Raw genomic sequence first — 17,260 nt, 5'->3', positions numbered from 1 at the left:
AGTATATCAACTTTCAAAAACTTTGTCAACACTTTTTTCAGATTTTTTTCAGTTTTTTTGAATACATTATTCTTTGATTTCAACTAGATTTTCATCAAGGAGTTTCGCTCCTAATGTATTCTTAAAATGTCCAAGTGCAAACTGGTGGTTTTCAGGCCAAATGGATGCGACTGCTGGCTTGACAACTTCTATCTGATACCCAAGATTATAGGCATCAATAGCCGTATGCAATACACAGATATCTGTCAGAACACCTGTTAAGATAACTGTATCCACGCGACGCTCTCTCAGACGGATATCCAAATCTGTGCCAGAAAAAGCCGAATAGTGACGTTTGTCCATCCAGAAAACACGACTATCCTGGGCCTGTTCCTGATAAAATTCAGCTAACTTACCATATAGATTACGCCCGCTAGTCCCAATCAGATTATGAGGGGGAAATAGTTTACTTTCTGGATGAAAGACATCATTTTCCTCATGAGCGTCAATGGTAAAGAAAATATAATCTCCACGGTCAAATGCTAATCTAGTTACCTGATTGATTGCTTCTGATATCGCTTGAGCAGGAGCTCCTGCTGTCAATTTTCCATGATCCGCTACAAAATCTTCTGTGTAGTCAATCGAAATTAAAGCCTTAGCCATTAATAGTCCCTCTTTTTCACTTCTTCAAAAATATCTGGGATTAAAACTTTTAGATAAGTTCCCTTCATACCCAATGAACGACTTTCAATAATTCCTGCTGATTCGAGTTTTCGAAGGGCATTGACAATCACAGAGCGCGTAATACCGATACGGTCTGCAATGACTGATGCAGTTAATTGTCCTTCATTGCCATTCAATTCACCCAAAATAGCTGATACTGCTCGTAACTCAGAGTAAGAAAGAGTATTAACTGCCATTGTTACGGCTGTACGACGGCGGATATTTTTCTCATCTTCTTCACGTTGGAAGTTCAAAAGCTGAATACCAACCACCGTGCTGGCAATCTCAACAAGGATCAAATCCTCATCTTCGAATTTCTTATCATTACGCCAGATAATCAAAGATCCCAAACGAATCCCAGAAACATGGATTGGAGCAATGGTTGTCAAACCTTCTGAGAAATCTGCACGACTCTCAACTGGAAAGATGCTTAATTCGTGATCTACAGTCAGATTTGCTTCTGTATCGTAAATCATATTTGCACCTTGAATATAGTCCTCAGGAAAAATTTTTGATTGGAAAAATTGCTCTACACGATCTGTATTGGTTTTGTAACGCATAAAATAGCCAAGGAGGCGCCCCTTACTGTTAACAATACAAGCGTTGCAATCAATAATATCCGCTAATTGGCGTGTGATGGCATTATATGGAAGATCATCTTGTAATTTCTCCTCCGAACGCTTTAAGATAGATGTGATTTTTCTCGTTTTTTCTAATAAATGTGCCATTTTTCACCTCGTATTTAATCGCTTCCATTATATCACAAAACTGTCTTTATTTCAATAATTATCTGAAAATTGCTTATTGCATTGCAATTCTCTTACATTTGCAATTTTTTATATTTTTTTCAATTTTCTTGTTGACAGCTCCTTCGTTTTTTGATAATATAATATTACAAGATAACAAATATATAGATATCACTTCTAGTATTGATTTTTACGTAACTCTCGGTCTCCTTATATATAAAAGCGATCCACCACAGTGAACCGCTTTTTTTATTATTTATCGCCCTTGTTACGAATAACGAAGCCTGTTTTCTTTTCGCTAGATGTTGTGCGAGGTTTTTTGTTGTCCTTACGGTAACGTTTTTCCTTATCAAAGCGGTCGTTTTTGCGACTGCCTTTTTTGAAATCATCCCGACGTTCACCACGACGATTGTCGCGACGGCGTTCACGATCACGACGGTCATCTCCACGACGACCTCCCTTACCTTTCCCACCGAATCCATTACCTGAAGGTTTAAACGGCAGTGGTTTTTCACGTGCAATCTCAACTTCTGGAAGACTATCTGGATCCTGAACTGTCAAACTTAGGATGTACATTGCCAATTCTTCTGGGCTGAATTCAGCTGCTAATTTACGGGCATCTTTGCTAAATTTCTCGAAGTTTCCACGAATAACTTCATCAGCAAAATCACGTTCAATTTTCTTAAGAGCTACTTGCTTCTTAGCTTGAAAGGCTTCTTCTGCACTTGCAGGTTTTAGACCTTTCATACGTTTTTTAGTCAAGTTCTCAATGATTTGGAGATAGCCCATCTCATTAGGTGAAACGAAGGTAATAGACTGACCCGACTTACCTGCACGACCTGTACGGCCGATACGGTGAACATAGCTCTCAGGATCTTGAGGAATATCATAGTTGTAGACATGGGTCACACCTGAGATATCTAAACCACGAGCCGCAACGTCAGTTGCTACGAGGACATCAAGGTTGCCATTTTTGAAATCACGAAGGACACGAAGACGTTTGTTTTGGTCCAAATCTCCATGAATCCCTTCTGCACGGAAACCACGGATTTTAAGCCCACGAGTCAACTCATCCACACGACGTTTAGTACGACCAAAGACGATAGACAACTCAGGTTGATCAACATCCATGAGACGAGTCATGGTATCAAATTTTTCTTGTTCCTTAACGCGGATATAGTACTGGTCTACTAATTCTGTTGTTAATTCTTTTGCAGCAATCTTCACATGCTCAGGTTCTTTCATGAACTGAACCCCGATACGTTTGATAGCTTCAGGCATAGTTGCTGAAAAGAGCAAGGTTTGACGATTTTCTGGGACACGAGAGATAATGGCTTCGATGTCTTCAAGGAAGCCCATGTTAAGCATTTCGTCCGCTTCATCAAGAATAAGAGTTTCAATATCTTGCAATTTCAAGGACTTGCGTTTGATCAAATCTAGGAGACGACCTGGTGTTCCAACTACGATATGAGCACCTGATTTAAGAGCCTTGATTTGTTTTTCGATACTTGAACCACCATAAACAGAACGGACTTTTACACCCTTGCTTCGACCAAAGCGGAAGAGTTCTTCCTGACTTTGCACAGCTAGTTCTCGGGTTGGTGCAATGACCAAAGCTTGAATGGTTGCTTCTTCTGTACGAATTTTTTCAAGGGTTGGCAAGCCAAAGGCAGCAGTTTTTCCTGTACCAGTTTGGGCTTGTCCGATAACATCTTTTCCTTCAAGAGCCAAAGGAATGGTTTGCTCTTGGATAGGACTTGCTTCTACAAATCCTGCTTTTTCAATTTCTGCCAATAAATCAGCAGAAAGATTAAATTCATTAAATTTCACGTTATTCTTCTTTCTAAAGATGGTGCGAAGCCATCCTATAGCGCTTAGTTTATACTTTTCTTGTCATGACGTACTTTCATATCTTTTATGAAAGACCGTGTTGCTTCTTTTCCACTAAAGAAAAGTACTGCTTTTTTGCAACTTATCTAGTATAACACAAGAGAGGGTCAAAAGATAGTCTAACCTCCTGATTAAATCATGTAAACGATTTTTCTATCGATTTGCTTCACTCAAAAAGTATTTGTTAGAGCATTCGGTTCCTGAAATGATTTTCCGTAGCAGATTTGTGCAAAAGTTTTTTTCTTATGCTAGAATGAAATTCGAACAGGAGGAATAAAAATGTTAACATACGATTTAATTGTCATTGGTTTTGGTAAGGCAGGTAAAACGCTTGCTGGAAAACTAGCTTCAGCTGGTAAAAAGGTTGCCCTTATCGAACGTAGTAAGGCGATGTACGGCGGTACTTGTATCAATATCGGTTGTATCCCAACTAAAACCTTGTTAGTTGCTGCTGAAAAAGACTTGTCATTTGATCAAGTCATGGCTACTAAAAATACGGTTACTACACGCCTCAATGGTAAAAACTATGCGACTGTTGCTGGTACAGGCGTCGATATCTTTGATGCGGAAGCTCACTTCCTTTCAAATAAAGTCATCGAAATCCAAGCTGGTGAGGAAAAACAAGAATTGACTGCTGAAACTATCGTCATCAACACTGGTGCTATTTCAAACGTCTTGCCAATTCCAGGACTTGCTACAAGCAAAAACGTCTTTGACTCAACAGGTATCCAAAACTTAGACAAATTACCAGAAAAACTTGGAATTCTTGGTGGTGGTAATATTGGTCTTGAATTTGCTGGTCTTTTCAACAAACTTGGAAGTAAGGTAACAGTCCTAGATGCTCTGGATACTTTCTTGCCTCGTGCTGAACCTTCTATCGCAGCTCTTGCTAAACAATACATGGAAGAAGACGGCATTGAACTCCTTCAAAATATCCATACTACTGAAATCAAAAACGATGGTGACCAAGTTCTTGTCGTGACAGAGAATGAAACCTACCGTTTCGATGCCCTTCTCTACGCAACTGGACGTAAACCAAATGTAGAACCACTTCAACTTGAAAATACAGATATTGAACTAACTGAACGTGGTGCGATTAAGGTGGACAAACACTGTCAAACAAACGTTCCTGGTGTCTTTGCAGTTGGAGATGTCAACGGTGGACTTCAATTTACCTACATTTCACTTGATGACTTCCGTGTTGTATACAGCTACCTCGCTGGTGATGGCAGCTACACCCTTGAGGACCGTCTCAATGTGCCAAACACTATGTTCATCACACCAGCACTTTCACAAGTTGGTTTGACCGAAAGCCAAGCTGCTGAATTGAAACTTCCATATGCTGTTAAGGAAATCCCTGTCGCTGCTATGCCTCGTGGTCATGTAAATGGTGACCTTCGTGGAGCTTTCAAAGCAGTTGTCAACACTGAAACCAAAGAAATTCTCGGTGCAACTATCTTCTCTGAAGGTTCTCAAGAAATCATCAATATCATTACTGTTGCTATGGACAACAAGATTCCTTACACTTACTTCACAAAACAAATCTTCACTCACCCAACCTTGGCTGAAAACTTGAATGACTTGTTTGCGATTTAGTTTTATCAAGCAGCCCTCCTTGGGCTGTTTTTCTTTTTCTAAAATCTCAAATCTGTCTTTTTCAGCTTTTATGATATAATAGAAACATGAAATTAGAAACTACTTTTGGGCTCATTGCTGGACGTTCTTCTCACTTTATTTTGAGTCGTCTCGGACGTGGAAGTACGCTCCCAGGGAAACTTGCCCTCCAATTTGATAAAGACATTTTACAACATTTAGCGAAGAACTACGAGATTGTCGTAGTTACTGGTACCAATGGAAAAACCCTGACAACCGCCCTCACTGTCGGTATTTTAAACGAAGTCTATGGTCAAGTTCTGACCAATCCTAGTGGTGCCAATATGATTACAGGGATTACCACCACCTTCTTGACAGCCAAATCTTCTAAAACAGGCAAGAACATCGCTGTCCTTGAAATCGATGAAGCTAGTCTCTCTCGTATCTGTGACTACATCCAGCCAAGTCTCTTCGTCATCACTAATATCTTCCGCGACCAAATGGATCGCTTCGGTGAAATTTATACGACCTATAACATGATTTTGGATGCTATTCGGAAAGTTCCTACTGCTACTGTCCTTCTCAACGGTGATAGTCCACTTTTTTACAAGCGCTCTTTCCCAAATCCTGTTCAGTATTTTGGTTTTGACTTGGAAAAAGGACCAGCACAACTAGCTCACTACAACACGGAGGGAATCCTCTGTCCTGAATGTCATAGCATTCTTAAGTACGAGCTCAATACCTATGCCAACTTGGGTGCCTACATCTGCGAAAACTGTGGATGTAAACGTCCTGATTTGGACTACCGTCTGACAGAATTGGTGGAATTGACTAACAATCGTTCTCGCTTTGTTATTGACGGACAGGAATACGGTATTCAAATCGGTGGACTCTACAACATCTATAATGCTCTGGCTGCAGTTGCTATCGCCCGTTACCTCGGAGCTGATTCTCAACTGATCAAACAAGGTTTTGACAAGAGTCGTGCAGTTTTTGGACGACAAGAAACCTTCCATATCGGTGACAAGGAATGCACACTGGTTCTCATCAAGAATCCTGTCGGTGCTACACAAGCTATTGAAATGATTAAGCTAGCTCCTTACCCATTTAGTCTATCTGTTCTTCTCAATGCTAACTATGCTGACGGTATTGATACCAGCTGGATCTGGGATGCGGATTTTGAACAGATAACTGACATGGATATCCCAGAAATCAACGCCGGTGGCGTTCGTCATTCTGAAATCGCTCGTCGTCTTCGAGTAACTGGTTATCCAGCTGATAAAATCACTGAAACAAGTAGTCTGGAACAAGTTCTTAAAACGATTGAAGCCCAAGACTGCAAACATGCTTATATCCTTGCGACTTATACTGCTATGCTGGAATTCCGAGAACTACTAGCCAATCGTCAGCTTGTTAGAAAGGAGATGAACTAATGGTTTATACTTCACTTTCCTCAAAAGACGGCAACTATCCTTACCAGCTAAATATCGCCCACCTCTATGGTAACCTCATGAATACCTACGGAGATAACGGGAATATCCTTATGCTCAAGTATGTAGCTGAAAAGCTGGGTGCTCATGTTACAGTTGACATCGTTTCTCTCCACGATGATTTCGATGAAAATCACTACGACATCGCCTTTTTCGGCGGTGGTCAAGACTTTGAACAAAGCATCATTGCTGGTGATTTGCCTGCTAAAAAAGAAAGCATTGGCAACTTTATCCAAAATGATGGTGTCGTCCTAGCTATCTGTGGCGGTTTCCAATTACTGGGTCAATACTATATCGAAGCTTCTGGAAGACGTATCGAAGGTCTAGGTGTCATGGGACACTACACACTCAACCAAACCAACAACCGCTTTATCGGTGACATTAAAATTCATAATGAAGAATTCGATGAAACCTATTATGGTTTTGAAAATCATCAAGGCCGTACCTTCCTCTCAGATGACCAAAAACCGCTCGGTCAGGTTGTTTACGGAAATGGAAATAATGAAGAAAAAATCGGTGAAGGTGTTCACTATAGAAATGTTTTCGGTTCTTATTTCCACGGACCTATTTTATCCCGTAATGCAAACTTAGCCTATCGCTTAGTAACCCTTGCCCTCAAAAAGAAATACGGTCAGGATCTTGTCCTTCCGGCTTACGAGGACATTCTCAATCAAGAAGTCGCTGAAGAATACAGCGATGTTAAAAGCAAGGCAGACTTCAATTAATATTTAGATTCCAACATGCTATTAGCTGTTGGAATTTTTTTAGGTTCTTTTCTCCTTCTTCCTTGCATTTTCTACTAATTTTTGCAAAAATAGAGGGGTAGAAAGAAGGTAGAATATGTCTAAATTACAACAAATCTTAACTTATCTTGAATCAGAAAAGCTAGACGTCGCTGTCGTATCTGACCCCGTCACAATTAATTACCTCACTGGCTTTTACAGTGATCCACACGAACGTCAAATGTTCCTTTTTGTCCTTGCAGATCAGGAACCGCTTCTCTTCGTTCCAGCACTTGAGGTTGAACGTGCGACTAGCACTGTCTCTTTCCCAGTAGTTGGCTACGTGGACTCTGAAAATCCTTGGAAGAAAATCCAAAATGCTCTTCCACAGCTTGATTTCAAACGTGTAGCAGTTGAGTTTGACAATCTCATCTTGACTAAATATCACGGTTTGAAAACTGTCTTTGAAACTGCTGAGTTTGAGAACTTAACTCCATTGATCCAACGTATGCGCTTGATCAAATCAGCAGATGAAGTGCAAAAGATGATGGTTGCAGGTGTTTACGCCGACAAGTCTGTTAAAGTTGGTTTTGACAATATCTCTCTTGATAATACGGAAACAGATATCATTGCACAAATCGACTTTGCTATGAAACGTGAAGGCTATGAAATGAGCTTTGATACTATGGTTTTAACAGGTGATAACGCTGCAAATCCGCATGGTATCCCTGGAGCTAACAAGGTTGAAAACAATGCCCTTCTCCTCTTTGACCTCGGTGTGATGGTCAATGGTTATGCATCAGATATGACTCGTACAGTCGCTGTTGGTAAACCTGACCAGTTCAAGAAAGATATTTACAACTTGACTCTGGAAGCCCAACAAGCTGCCCTTGACTTTATCAAACCTGGTGTGACAGCTCATGAAGTAGACCGCGCAGCTCGTGAAGTGATTGAAAAAGCTGGCTACGGTGAGTACTTTAACCACCGTCTCGGTCATGGTATCGGTATGGATGTACACGAATTCCCATCCATCATGGAAGGAAACGACATGGTTATCGAAGAAGGCATGTGCTTCTCAGTTGAGCCTGGTATCTACATCCCTGGTAAAGTCGGTGTCCGCATCGAAGACTGTGGTGTTGTAACGAAGGATGGCTTCGACCTCTTTACAAGTACCAGCAAAGATTTACTTTATTTTGATTAAAAAGTATATTATAAAAAATAAGATGGAAAAGTTATTCTTTTCCATCTTATTTTTTGATTTGATAATAAATTTTATCAGCGATATAACCTTTTCGTTCAACTGCATTTGGAATCGTCTTCCAAAAAGCCATACCCACCTTTTCCATAACACGACCAGATGCTGGGTTTAGACTTACATAGCAAGCATCAACCTCTTCAAATCCAATCTCATCTAGACAGTATGATAAAACTGCCTTCAAGGCTTCTGTCATGAGTCCTCGTCCCCAGTAGTCCATCCCCAAGATATATCCGATCTCACAGCTAGAGTTTTCTTTATCCACACTGACCAGACTAATATCTCCAATGACATAGTCTGGATTTTCTTTGAGACAGATGGCCCATTTGTAGCAATTTGGATCGTCATAGGTTTTTACCCAATTGCCAATAGAATTTCGAGTCTGTTCGACATTCAGGTGTGGATCCCAAGTAACATAGGTTAGATTATCTAGACGAGAAGCCCAATTCTCAAACATAGCTTGAGCATCATCTTCCACAAATCTCCTCAAGATCAATCGTTCAGTTTCTATAGGTTGTGTCCCTAGTGCTTTCATAATCGTAACTCGCTTTCTATTTTATGGATGGGCTCAAACTTACATTGACCTATCTCAGTCTCCTATTGCAAGTTATAAAGTGAAAAAGGTCCTCCGGACTTTCCTCGTTCTCCTGTTTCTAGACTCGGGGTAAAAACCTCCCCCGGAGGTTTTTACTCCCAAAACGTATCAAACACAGTAATTGGTAGGTGGCGTTTGTGTTGGCCTTTGTACCACCATTTTTCAATGGTAGCTTGGGCTTCTGGGCTGACTTGTTTACCTTCGAGGTAATCATCAATTTCATTGTAAGTGACTCCCAAGGCTACTTCGTCTGCAATACCTGGTTTTTCTTCTTCCAAATCTGCTGTTGGAACTTTTTCATAGAGGGCTGGATCAGCTCCAAGTTCCTTCAAGAGTTGTTTCCCTTGGCGTTTATTGAGGCGATAAAGTGGGAGAATATCTGCACCACCGTCACCAAATTTAGTAAAGAAACCTGTGATATTTTCCGCAGCATGGTCTGTTCCGATAACAGCTCCGCTATGAGCACCTGCAAGGGCATATTGGGCAATCATACGACTACGCGCCTTAATATTTCCCTTGTTGAAATCTGAAACAGGACTTCCTGTTGCTTCCACTGCTGCTGTCATAGCATCAGCAGATTCTTTGATATTAATGACCAAGCTCACATCTGGCTGGATAAAAGCTAAGGCTTTTTGAGCATCATCCTCGTCAGCTTGCACTCCATAAGGCAAACGAACAGCGATAAATTTATAACTATCATCACCGGTTTCAGCTCGCATTTCTTCTATGGCTAATTGAGCCAAGCGTCCTGCCAAGGTCGAGTCCTGTCCCCCAGAAATTCCTAAGACAAATGTCTTTAAAAAAGGATGTTTTTTCAAGTATCTTTTCAAAAAGTCAATCGAACGACGGATTTCTTCCTGGGCATCAATCACTGGTTTAACCCCCAGTTCTTGGATAATAGTCTCTTGCAAACTCATTCTTCTTCTCCTTCACCTAGAGCTTCCTTACGCATTTTATCAATCAAGTCCATCTTGTCTTGCCATACATCACGAGCCAAGTCGACAGGGTAATGTTGTGGGTTAAGAACACGTTTGTATTCATCCCAGAGCTTATCAAATTCCTTACGAGCATAGGCTTGAACTTCAGGCAGACTTGGTAAGTCATAAACCAGCTTACCATCCTTGAAAATGTCAACCAAGAGAGGAACAGCATCAAAATTACGGACAGTTTTCTTGATGTAAGTATAGGTTGGATGGAACATCTTGATTTCAGTCATGCTAGCAACGTCGACACCATCATAGGTAATATAATCACCTTCTGACTTGCCTTTTTCACGACTGGTGATGCGCCAAACTTGTTTCTTCCCTGGCGTTGAAACCTTCTCTGCATTGTTTGAAAGCTTGATGGTATTGCGCATATGACCGTTCTCATCTTCGATGGCAACAACCTTGTAGACTGCTCCAAGTGCTGGTTGGTCATAAGCAGTGATGAGCTTAGTACCTACACCCCAGACATCAATCTTAGCTTTCTGCATCTTGAGGTTAAGGATGGTATTTTCATCAAGATCATTTGATGCGTAAATCTTAGCATCTGTAAATCCTGCCTCATCCAGTTGTTGACGAACTTTTTTAGAAATATAGGCGATATCTCCAGAGTCAATACGAACACCAAGGAAGTTAATCTTATCACCAAGTTCACGCGCAACCTGAATCGCTGCTGGAACACCGATGCGAAGAGTATCATAGGTATCTACTAGAAAGACACAGTTTTTGTGCGTTGAGGCATAAGCCTTGAAAGCCTGATAATCATTGCCATAGACTTGTACCAAGGCGTGAGCATGAGTCCCTAGAACAGGAATACCGAAGAGCTTACCAGCACGTACATTACTAGTTCCATTGGCACCACCAATGACAGCGGCACGAGTTCCCCAGATAGCTGCATCCATTTCTTGCGCACGACGTGTACCAAACTCCATCAACGGTTCATCTTCAATGACTGAACGAATACGAGCTGCCTTGGTCGCAATCAAGGTTTGAAAGTTGACGATGTTCAAAAGTGCTGTTTCAACCAACTGACACTGAGCCAAAGGTCCTTCCACTTGAACAATCGGTTCATTAGCAAATACCAAGTCCCCTTCCTGAGCAGAACGTACGGTCAACTCTAGCTTGAGATTACGCAGATATTCCAAGAAGTCTCCATGATAACCCAGTGACTCTAAATAAGCAATATCGCTATCAGAAAAGCGTAAGTTTTCTAAGTAGTTCACAATTCGTTCCAAACCTGCAAAAACAGCATAACCATTTTTAAACGGTTGTTGGCGGAAATAAACTTCAAAAACTGCTTTCTTGTTATAGATTCCTTGGTCGAAGTAAACCTGCATCATGTTAATCTGATACAAATCTGTGTGCAATGTTAAACTGTCATCTGGGTACATATACTGTCCTTCTTCCTTATTTGTAAAAAGATGAAAATGTTTCTTCTTTTCTCATAAATTAGTACTATTATATCACATTTTAGCTGGATTGATAAAAGAGTAACAAGCTATTCTCCACTCTCCAGTTCATCCATGTCTTGCTCAAATTTTTTCTGAGCCCATTCGCCATAGCTCTTCAGGCCTAGATTGCCAATAAAAACCCAAGGAAGGTAAATAACATAAGTAATTGCCCAAGCAGACAAGTATTTAACGTTCAGAGGATTGTGCTGATAAATTTCGATATTGAATTGATAATTCTGCAACATCAAAAGAGTCGTAATAGCGAGAGTTACCAGCAAACACCCTATAATTGTAAAATGAAAACGACTATAGTAGTTCACACCCAAATCTCGAGCACGGCCGAAAAAGTAAGAAGTTCCAATAATGATAATGATAAGAATCATTCTCGGATTAAAAAGACTTGGTGCTAATACTGTAATCATATAAGATAAAAGCAAGAAAGCTATAGAGATATAGAAACTTTCTGCCCCTGCTTTATTCATCAGTTGTTCTTCCCTTTCGTCTAGTAATTGATAATAATAAAATCTATTTTTCATCTTCTTCCTCCCAAAATAGTTGATCTAGAGTTTTCCCTAAGCATCTGCAAATGGATTGGCAAAGTGAAAGCGAAGGATTGTACTTTCCAGCTTCTATCAAGCCGATAGTCTGGCGCGTAACCCCTACAGCTTCTGCCAAGTCACCTTGTGTCATATCAAGCTCTACTCGAGCGAGTTTTAATTTTAAATTCTTAGCCACTTCTTACCTCCTCCTTAATTTTAAAAGTCGCGCTTCTTTTTTCAACTTTATTATATCATATATTTTACATTATGCAATATATATCTTTCTTTTTGTGCGATTTTTTTAACAAAAATTCCCTACCAGCTAAATGATAGAGAGTTTTCCACTTATTCAAATTTTTTCAAAACATCTACGACATCGCTTCTGTGTTTGACTTGATAGGCTTTGATACCTAAACTTTCAGCCATATTAGTATTATCTTTAACATCATCCAGAAAAATACAATTTTCTGGATCCAACTGATATTTACGGAGAATTTCTTCAAACATCTTTGGATCTGGTTTGATGATCTTGATATCACAGGAAAGGACGAAACCATCTAAGATTCCATTTAAAGGAGATAGTTGGTCTTTCAATAATTCATAAAAAACTGGCGATGTATTAGATAGAACAAAAATACGATAACCTTTTTCCTTTAAACGTGCAAGCAGCGGAAAGACTTCCGTGTAAATATCGATATAGGCTGGCCAATTCCAAATCACTTCTTCGACCTTTTCCCGATAACAATCCCCTAATAAAGAAAGAACCTTATCAACCAGTTCTTCCCGAGTCAAAGTCCCTAAGTCTAATCTTTCCCAGAGCCCCGACTGGAAAATAGACTTGTCTAAGATCAGATAATCTTTCTGAGTTTTAGCTACAGCTTTCAAAATCTTATCCTTGTTCCATTCCAGTAGAACATTACCCATATCTAGTATGATATCCATTAAGCCAACTCCATTATGATGTGTCGATTTCTTCGATCGTTCATTTTCCATTTACAACTCTTTTTGATAATAGTGCCTTTGTCCAGTATAGGGATAGTCTTTTAAAGTAAAGACTTCCTTGTAACCATGCTTTTGATAAAAGGATGGCGCTTGAAATTGATACGTATTCACAAAAGCAAAGCGACAGTTTTTCTTCTTAGCTTCACTTTCTGCTTGTTGCAATAGTTGGGAGCCGATTCCTTGTCCTCGCAAATCCTCTTTCACAAATAAATACTCAATTTCTAGCCAATTTCCAAAGGTCTCTGCTACTAAACCAGCCATGACTTGACCGCTATCATCTTCGACATAAAGGTTAAGTGGCTCACTTTCAGCTGCTTCTCTCTTAGAACGATTATAGGAGCGAATCAAATCCCCAATTTCTTGCGCTTTCTGAGACTCTGTATTATCCAATCTAATGTGCATCAAAACCTCCTCAAAGACACTTACGCCTTGATTATATTCCTATTTTGAAGAACTGTCAAACTAAAAAACTCACCAACCTAAGTTGATGAGAGTAAAACTTATTTTCTAAATTTCCATTGGCTATAAATACCAAATGCGACAATCCAGATAGCTGAACCGATTGCTCCTACAAATGTAGAGTCTTGTAAAAAGAGTGTTCCAAATACAAAGATAAAGAAGAGCATGGCCAGAGGATTTAGCAAGCGGTATTGAGGCATGAGATAGCCATTTGCCATAAAGTCTTTAGACTTACGATACTTGAGATGAGCTACCATGATCAAGATGTAGATGGCAATATAAACACCTGATGAAGAAGCTGTAATCAAAGCAAAGGCATCTGATACTCCAGGAAGTACATTGATGAAGGCTGCAAAACCAATCAATACAGCAGAAGCAATGATTGCATTCTGAGGAACATTGTGACGTGAGAGCGTGTCTGCCTTAATAGCTTTCAAGAAACGATTTGGTGAATCATGGGCAATTTGATACAAGTGACGACCTGTTGAGTAAAGGGTTGAATTCAAGGCTGACGCTGCTGAAGTCAAAACAACAAAGTTAATCAAAGCAGCCGCCCACTTAAGACCAACAAGTTCAAATACCGTTACAAATGGTGAATCTGCTGCAGAAAGCTCACGCCAAGGAATAATAGACATGATGGCTAAAAGAGCTCCACCATAGAAAAAGATAATTCGCAAGGGAATTTCCTTAACAGCCTTAGGCAAGACTTTTCGAGGGTCCTTGGTTTCAGATGTGGTAACACCGATAAATTCAATCATCAAGTAGGCAAAGAAAACCATCTGGAAGGCCATGACAAAGTTCATACCACCATTTGGGAAAAGTGAGAACTGATCACTGATATTGGCAAGACTTGCTGAACCATAAGGCGTTTCAAAGCCAGTCAAAACTAGAAAGACACCTGTCGCAATCATGGCAAGAATGGCCACGATTTTGATCATAGCAAACCAAAATTCTACTTCACCAAAGATTTTAACGGCAATCAAATTCACCAAGCCGAGTATTGTCAGAAATACAACCTGAATCAACCAAGATGGCCAGGATGGAAACCAAAACTGAACATAGTGAGCAATAGCTGTAATCTCAGCCATACCGATAAAGACTACTGAGAGCCAGTAAGACCAGACTGAGAAGTAACCCCAACCCTGACCTAGATAACGGGTAATAAAGTTGATAAAGGTATGTTGCTCCGGATCTTGGTACAACATTTCCCCGATAGCACGCATCATAAGATACATAAAACCACCCGTAATCATATAGACCAAGACGATTGACGGACCTGTCAAACTAATGGAACGTCCAGCTCCTAGAAAAAGTCCTGTTCCAATTGTTCCTGCAATCGCCATAACCTGAACATGGCGATTGGTTAACCCACGTTCCATTTTATTTTTCTTTTTGTGCTTATTTTCTGAATTCATATAGTCTCCTCTAGTTTTTAGAATGAAGAAAAGGAGTGATAGGAAGCGCTTTCCCTATATCTACTCCTTCTTTTCATTCCTATTAAACTGTTTTTTCCACTTTTAAGATTTTAACATCATAGCTTCCTACAGGTGTTTCAATCGTAGCAGTATCACCTGTTTTCTTACCAATCAAGGCTTGCCCAATTGGGCTTTCATTTGATACTTTACCTGCAAAGGCATCTGCACCCGCTGATCCCACGATGATATATACTTCTTCATCGTCTTCACCAATTTCTTGGATAGTTACTGTTTTCCCGATAGCAACTTCATCTTGAGCAACCGCATCGCTATTGACAATCTCAGCATAACGGATTTTTGTTTCCAAGCTAGAGATTTGTCCTTCAACGAAGGCTTGCTCGTCCTTAGCTGCTTCATACTCACTATTTTCTGACAAGTCACCGTATGAACGCGCAATCTTGATGCGTTCTACAACTTCTGGACGACGAACTAGTTTTAACTCTTCTAATTCTTTTTCGAGTTTTTCCTTTTCTTCAAGGGTCATTGGATATGTTTTTTCTGCCATTTTTCTCAACTTTCTTTTGATTAAATTTTAATTTCTTTAGCTAGTAAAGCAAAATTATGTGGTAAACCACATAATTTTACAATGAAGACAAAGTCTTTTTATAGCTTTCCTTAAATGATTTTAGTCAGTATCAACCTTTTAAAAATTGTGCCTAAACCTAATAATTCTATCACTTCTAGACCCAGGTTCAAATAAGAGGTAAGCTTTTACTTTCGCAATTTCCGAACGCCTAAAACTTGTGAATTTCAGGCGTTTCTGATCATAGCGGAAAGACTGGTGTGACTTGCTATTCCCGTAAAAAGAGAGTTTCTCTTCTACACTCACGGATTTAATAGCAAATCTTGTTCTAAGAGTTAGTTTGAACTACTTGATTGTGTCAATTTACTGTTAACATGCTCTGCAACGTTTCGATCATGTTCTTCTCGTGTCGTTGCAAAGTAAACCTTGCCATCTTGTACGTTGGCTACAAAGTAGAGATTGTCACTCTTAGTTTGATTGATACTAGCTTCAATTGCATCCAGACTTGGACTGTCTACTGGACCAGGCATTAAGCCAAGGTTCGTATAAACATTATATGGTGAATTGATTGTTGTATCAATTGCTGCATCATCTGCCAAGCTAATATTTTGTCCTAGCTTACCTTCTGCATAGAGAATAGCAATATTACTCTGAAGTGGCATACCAAGGTTCAAACGATTATAGAAAACTCCAGCGATCAGTTTGCGATCGTCAGTTTTCAAACCTTCTTTTTCCACAAGTGATGCAATGGTGAGGAGTTCATTCACTGTCAAGTTCTTTTCTTTGATTGCAGAGTAATGTGCTGACAAGTTTTTGTCCATAGTTGCCACCATTTCATCAATCAAGCTTTCAATAGTTGTGCTTTCTTTGATAGCATAAGTTGCTGGGAAAAGATAACCTTCTAAACGGTAACGAACACCACTTTCTTTAGTTGGTAGACTTCCGAGAAGGGTTGGATACTTAGCAACTAATTGAGAGATGAAGGTTTCATCTTGCACTTTTGCCAAGAAGGCATCAGCAGTCAAAGGTTCTTTAAAGTCTCCTTGAAGCTGACCAACTGTTTGTGCGATTTGATCAAGGGTATAACCTTCAGGGATTGTAAGATTTGCAAGTGCAACCTCTTGAGGTTGAGGAGTTCCACCCTTTTGCAATTCTTTGATGATATCATCTGTACTCATGCTCTTCTGCAAATTATAGTAACCAGATTTCAAATCATTGTAGTCTTTATACTTAGCATAAAGGCTAAAGATAAAACCATGTTTTACCAATTCAGATTTTTCTAAGGTATCACCAATTTGCTGAAGATTGGCCCCTTCTGGAATCTGAACCGTAACATACTGTTTTGAATTAGCATCAACCGGTTGGAGTGCAGATTCGACATAACGGTAACCAAAGAATCCACCCACACCTAGTAAAATCAATAAAACAAATACTGTTACGAAAAATCCTTTCAAGCGTGATTTTTTCTTTTTCTTGATTGGTTTCACTGATTCTTTACGACTTCTTCTAGGAAGCTCCGTTCTAGTTTCAACTGGAGCAACTGGTTCTTGACTTGGAGTTTCTTTGGCAAGAACTGTTGGTTTCGGTTGAGGTTTAATATTCTTTCGAGTAGGACTTGGTTTGGCCTGATTCGTACGATAAGAAACTGGAATCCTTGTCGAATTTGCATTGAACTCTTTCTCTTCTTGAACCGGCTGAACAGGTACATGAGATTCAACTGGATCTACAGTAGGTACTACTGGTTCTGTAGCTACTGTAGATTCTGCAGGTGTAACTTCTGCTGGAACTACAGCTGGTTCTGCAGGTGTAACTTTTTCTGGAACTACAGCTGGTTC

17 protein-coding genes are annotated in these 17,260 nt (G+C 39.9%); 4 read left to right on the top strand and 13 right to left on the bottom strand.

What is annotated here, in order from left to right:
- Positions 1–66 precede the first annotated feature (66 nt).
- The 3 genes from RQ973_RS06485 to RQ973_RS06475 all read right to left on the bottom strand — a co-directional run bounded on the left by RQ973_RS06485 (position 67) and on the right by RQ973_RS06475 (position 3,278).
- Positions 67–642, bottom strand: coding sequence for a cysteine hydrolase family protein (locus tag RQ973_RS06485; protein ID WP_070459159.1), 576 nt, complete (start codon positions 640–642; stop codon positions 67–69).
- Positions 642–1,430: a GTP-sensing pleiotropic transcriptional regulator CodY gene (gene codY / locus RQ973_RS06480; protein WP_311523248.1), complete on the bottom strand. Its 789-nt coding sequence runs from the start codon at positions 1,428–1,430 to the stop codon at positions 642–644. The genes RQ973_RS06485 and codY overlap by 1 nt, the downstream gene beginning before the upstream one ends.
- Before the next feature lie 270 nt (positions 1,431–1,700).
- On the bottom strand, positions 1,701–3,278 hold the full coding sequence (locus RQ973_RS06475) for a DEAD/DEAH box helicase (RefSeq protein WP_311523247.1): 1,578 nt from the start codon (positions 3,276–3,278) through the stop codon (positions 1,701–1,703).
- A gap of 339 nt (positions 3,279–3,617) precedes the next feature.
- Here RQ973_RS06475 and RQ973_RS06470 point away from each other — a divergent pair, with 339 nt between their 5' ends.
- From RQ973_RS06470 to RQ973_RS06455, 4 genes are all read left to right on the top strand, one after another.
- Positions 3,618–4,934, top strand: coding sequence for an FAD-containing oxidoreductase (locus RQ973_RS06470; RefSeq protein WP_248035989.1), 1,317 nt, complete (start codon positions 3,618–3,620; stop codon positions 4,932–4,934).
- Between the two features lie 86 nt (positions 4,935–5,020).
- The gene (gene murT, locus RQ973_RS06465) at positions 5,021–6,364 is read left to right on the top strand and encodes a lipid II isoglutaminyl synthase subunit MurT (protein WP_248035990.1); all 1,344 of its coding nucleotides are present in this window, start codon (positions 5,021–5,023) and stop codon (positions 6,362–6,364) included.
- Entirely contained in the window at positions 6,364–7,146 is a 783-nt protein-coding gene (gene gatD, locus RQ973_RS06460) for a lipid II isoglutaminyl synthase subunit GatD (RefSeq protein WP_311523245.1), read from the top strand. Before murT ends, gatD begins: the two co-directional genes overlap by 1 nt.
- 115 nt (positions 7,147–7,261) lie before the next feature.
- Positions 7,262–8,344 (top strand): Xaa-Pro peptidase family protein, encoded by a 1,083-nt coding sequence (locus RQ973_RS06455; RefSeq protein WP_247921708.1) that lies wholly within the window; start codon positions 7,262–7,264, stop codon positions 8,342–8,344.
- A gap of 46 nt (positions 8,345–8,390) precedes the next feature.
- On the opposite strand, the gene RQ973_RS06450 is transcribed toward RQ973_RS06455, so the two are convergent.
- The 10 genes from RQ973_RS06450 to mltG form a co-directional block, all read right to left on the bottom strand.
- Positions 8,391–8,933, bottom strand: a complete 543-nt coding sequence (locus RQ973_RS06450; RefSeq protein ID WP_075232178.1) for a GNAT family N-acetyltransferase — start codon at positions 8,931–8,933, stop codon at positions 8,391–8,393.
- Between the two features lie 152 nt (positions 8,934–9,085).
- On the bottom strand, positions 9,086–9,910 hold the full coding sequence (nadE, locus tag RQ973_RS06445) for an ammonia-dependent NAD(+) synthetase (RefSeq protein ID WP_075232179.1): 825 nt from the start codon (positions 9,908–9,910) through the stop codon (positions 9,086–9,088).
- Positions 9,907–11,367: a nicotinate phosphoribosyltransferase gene (locus RQ973_RS06440; RefSeq protein ID WP_311523241.1), complete on the bottom strand. Its 1,461-nt coding sequence runs from the start codon at positions 11,365–11,367 to the stop codon at positions 9,907–9,909. Before RQ973_RS06440 ends, nadE begins: the two co-directional genes overlap by 4 nt.
- 107 nt (positions 11,368–11,474) lie before the next feature.
- A complete protein-coding gene (locus tag RQ973_RS06435; protein ID WP_281334761.1) occupies positions 11,475–11,963 on the bottom strand; it encodes a DUF6773 family protein in 489 nt (162 codons plus the stop codon).
- Positions 11,953–12,162 (bottom strand): helix-turn-helix transcriptional regulator, encoded by a 210-nt coding sequence (locus tag RQ973_RS06430; RefSeq protein WP_001107501.1) that lies wholly within the window; start codon positions 12,160–12,162, stop codon positions 11,953–11,955. Before RQ973_RS06430 ends, RQ973_RS06435 begins: the two co-directional genes overlap by 11 nt.
- A 149-nt stretch (positions 12,163–12,311) precedes the next feature.
- A complete protein-coding gene (locus RQ973_RS06425; RefSeq protein WP_281334762.1) occupies positions 12,312–12,908 on the bottom strand; it encodes an HAD family phosphatase in 597 nt (198 codons plus the stop codon).
- A gap of 51 nt (positions 12,909–12,959) precedes the next feature.
- A complete protein-coding gene (locus tag RQ973_RS06420; RefSeq protein WP_281334763.1) occupies positions 12,960–13,370 on the bottom strand; it encodes a GNAT family N-acetyltransferase in 411 nt (136 codons plus the stop codon).
- Positions 13,371–13,468: 98 nt separating this feature from the next.
- Entirely contained in the window at positions 13,469–14,842 is a 1,374-nt protein-coding gene (locus RQ973_RS06415; protein WP_281334764.1) for an amino acid permease, read from the bottom strand.
- A gap of 82 nt (positions 14,843–14,924) precedes the next feature.
- Positions 14,925–15,407: a transcription elongation factor GreA gene (gene greA, locus RQ973_RS06410; RefSeq protein ID WP_000818756.1), complete on the bottom strand. Its 483-nt coding sequence runs from the start codon at positions 15,405–15,407 to the stop codon at positions 14,925–14,927.
- 353 nt (positions 15,408–15,760) lie between these two features.
- On the bottom strand, positions 15,761–17,260 hold a 1,500-nt coding region (mltG, locus tag RQ973_RS06405), incomplete at its 5' end, for an endolytic transglycosylase MltG (protein ID WP_311523239.1).

Origin of the sequence: uncultured Streptococcus sp. (assembly GCF_963511325.1) — a bacterium.
In the GTDB taxonomy this organism is placed as follows: Bacteria; Bacillota; Bacilli; order Lactobacillales; family Streptococcaceae; genus Streptococcus.
This window is presented reverse-complemented; position numbering and strand designations above follow the sequence as displayed.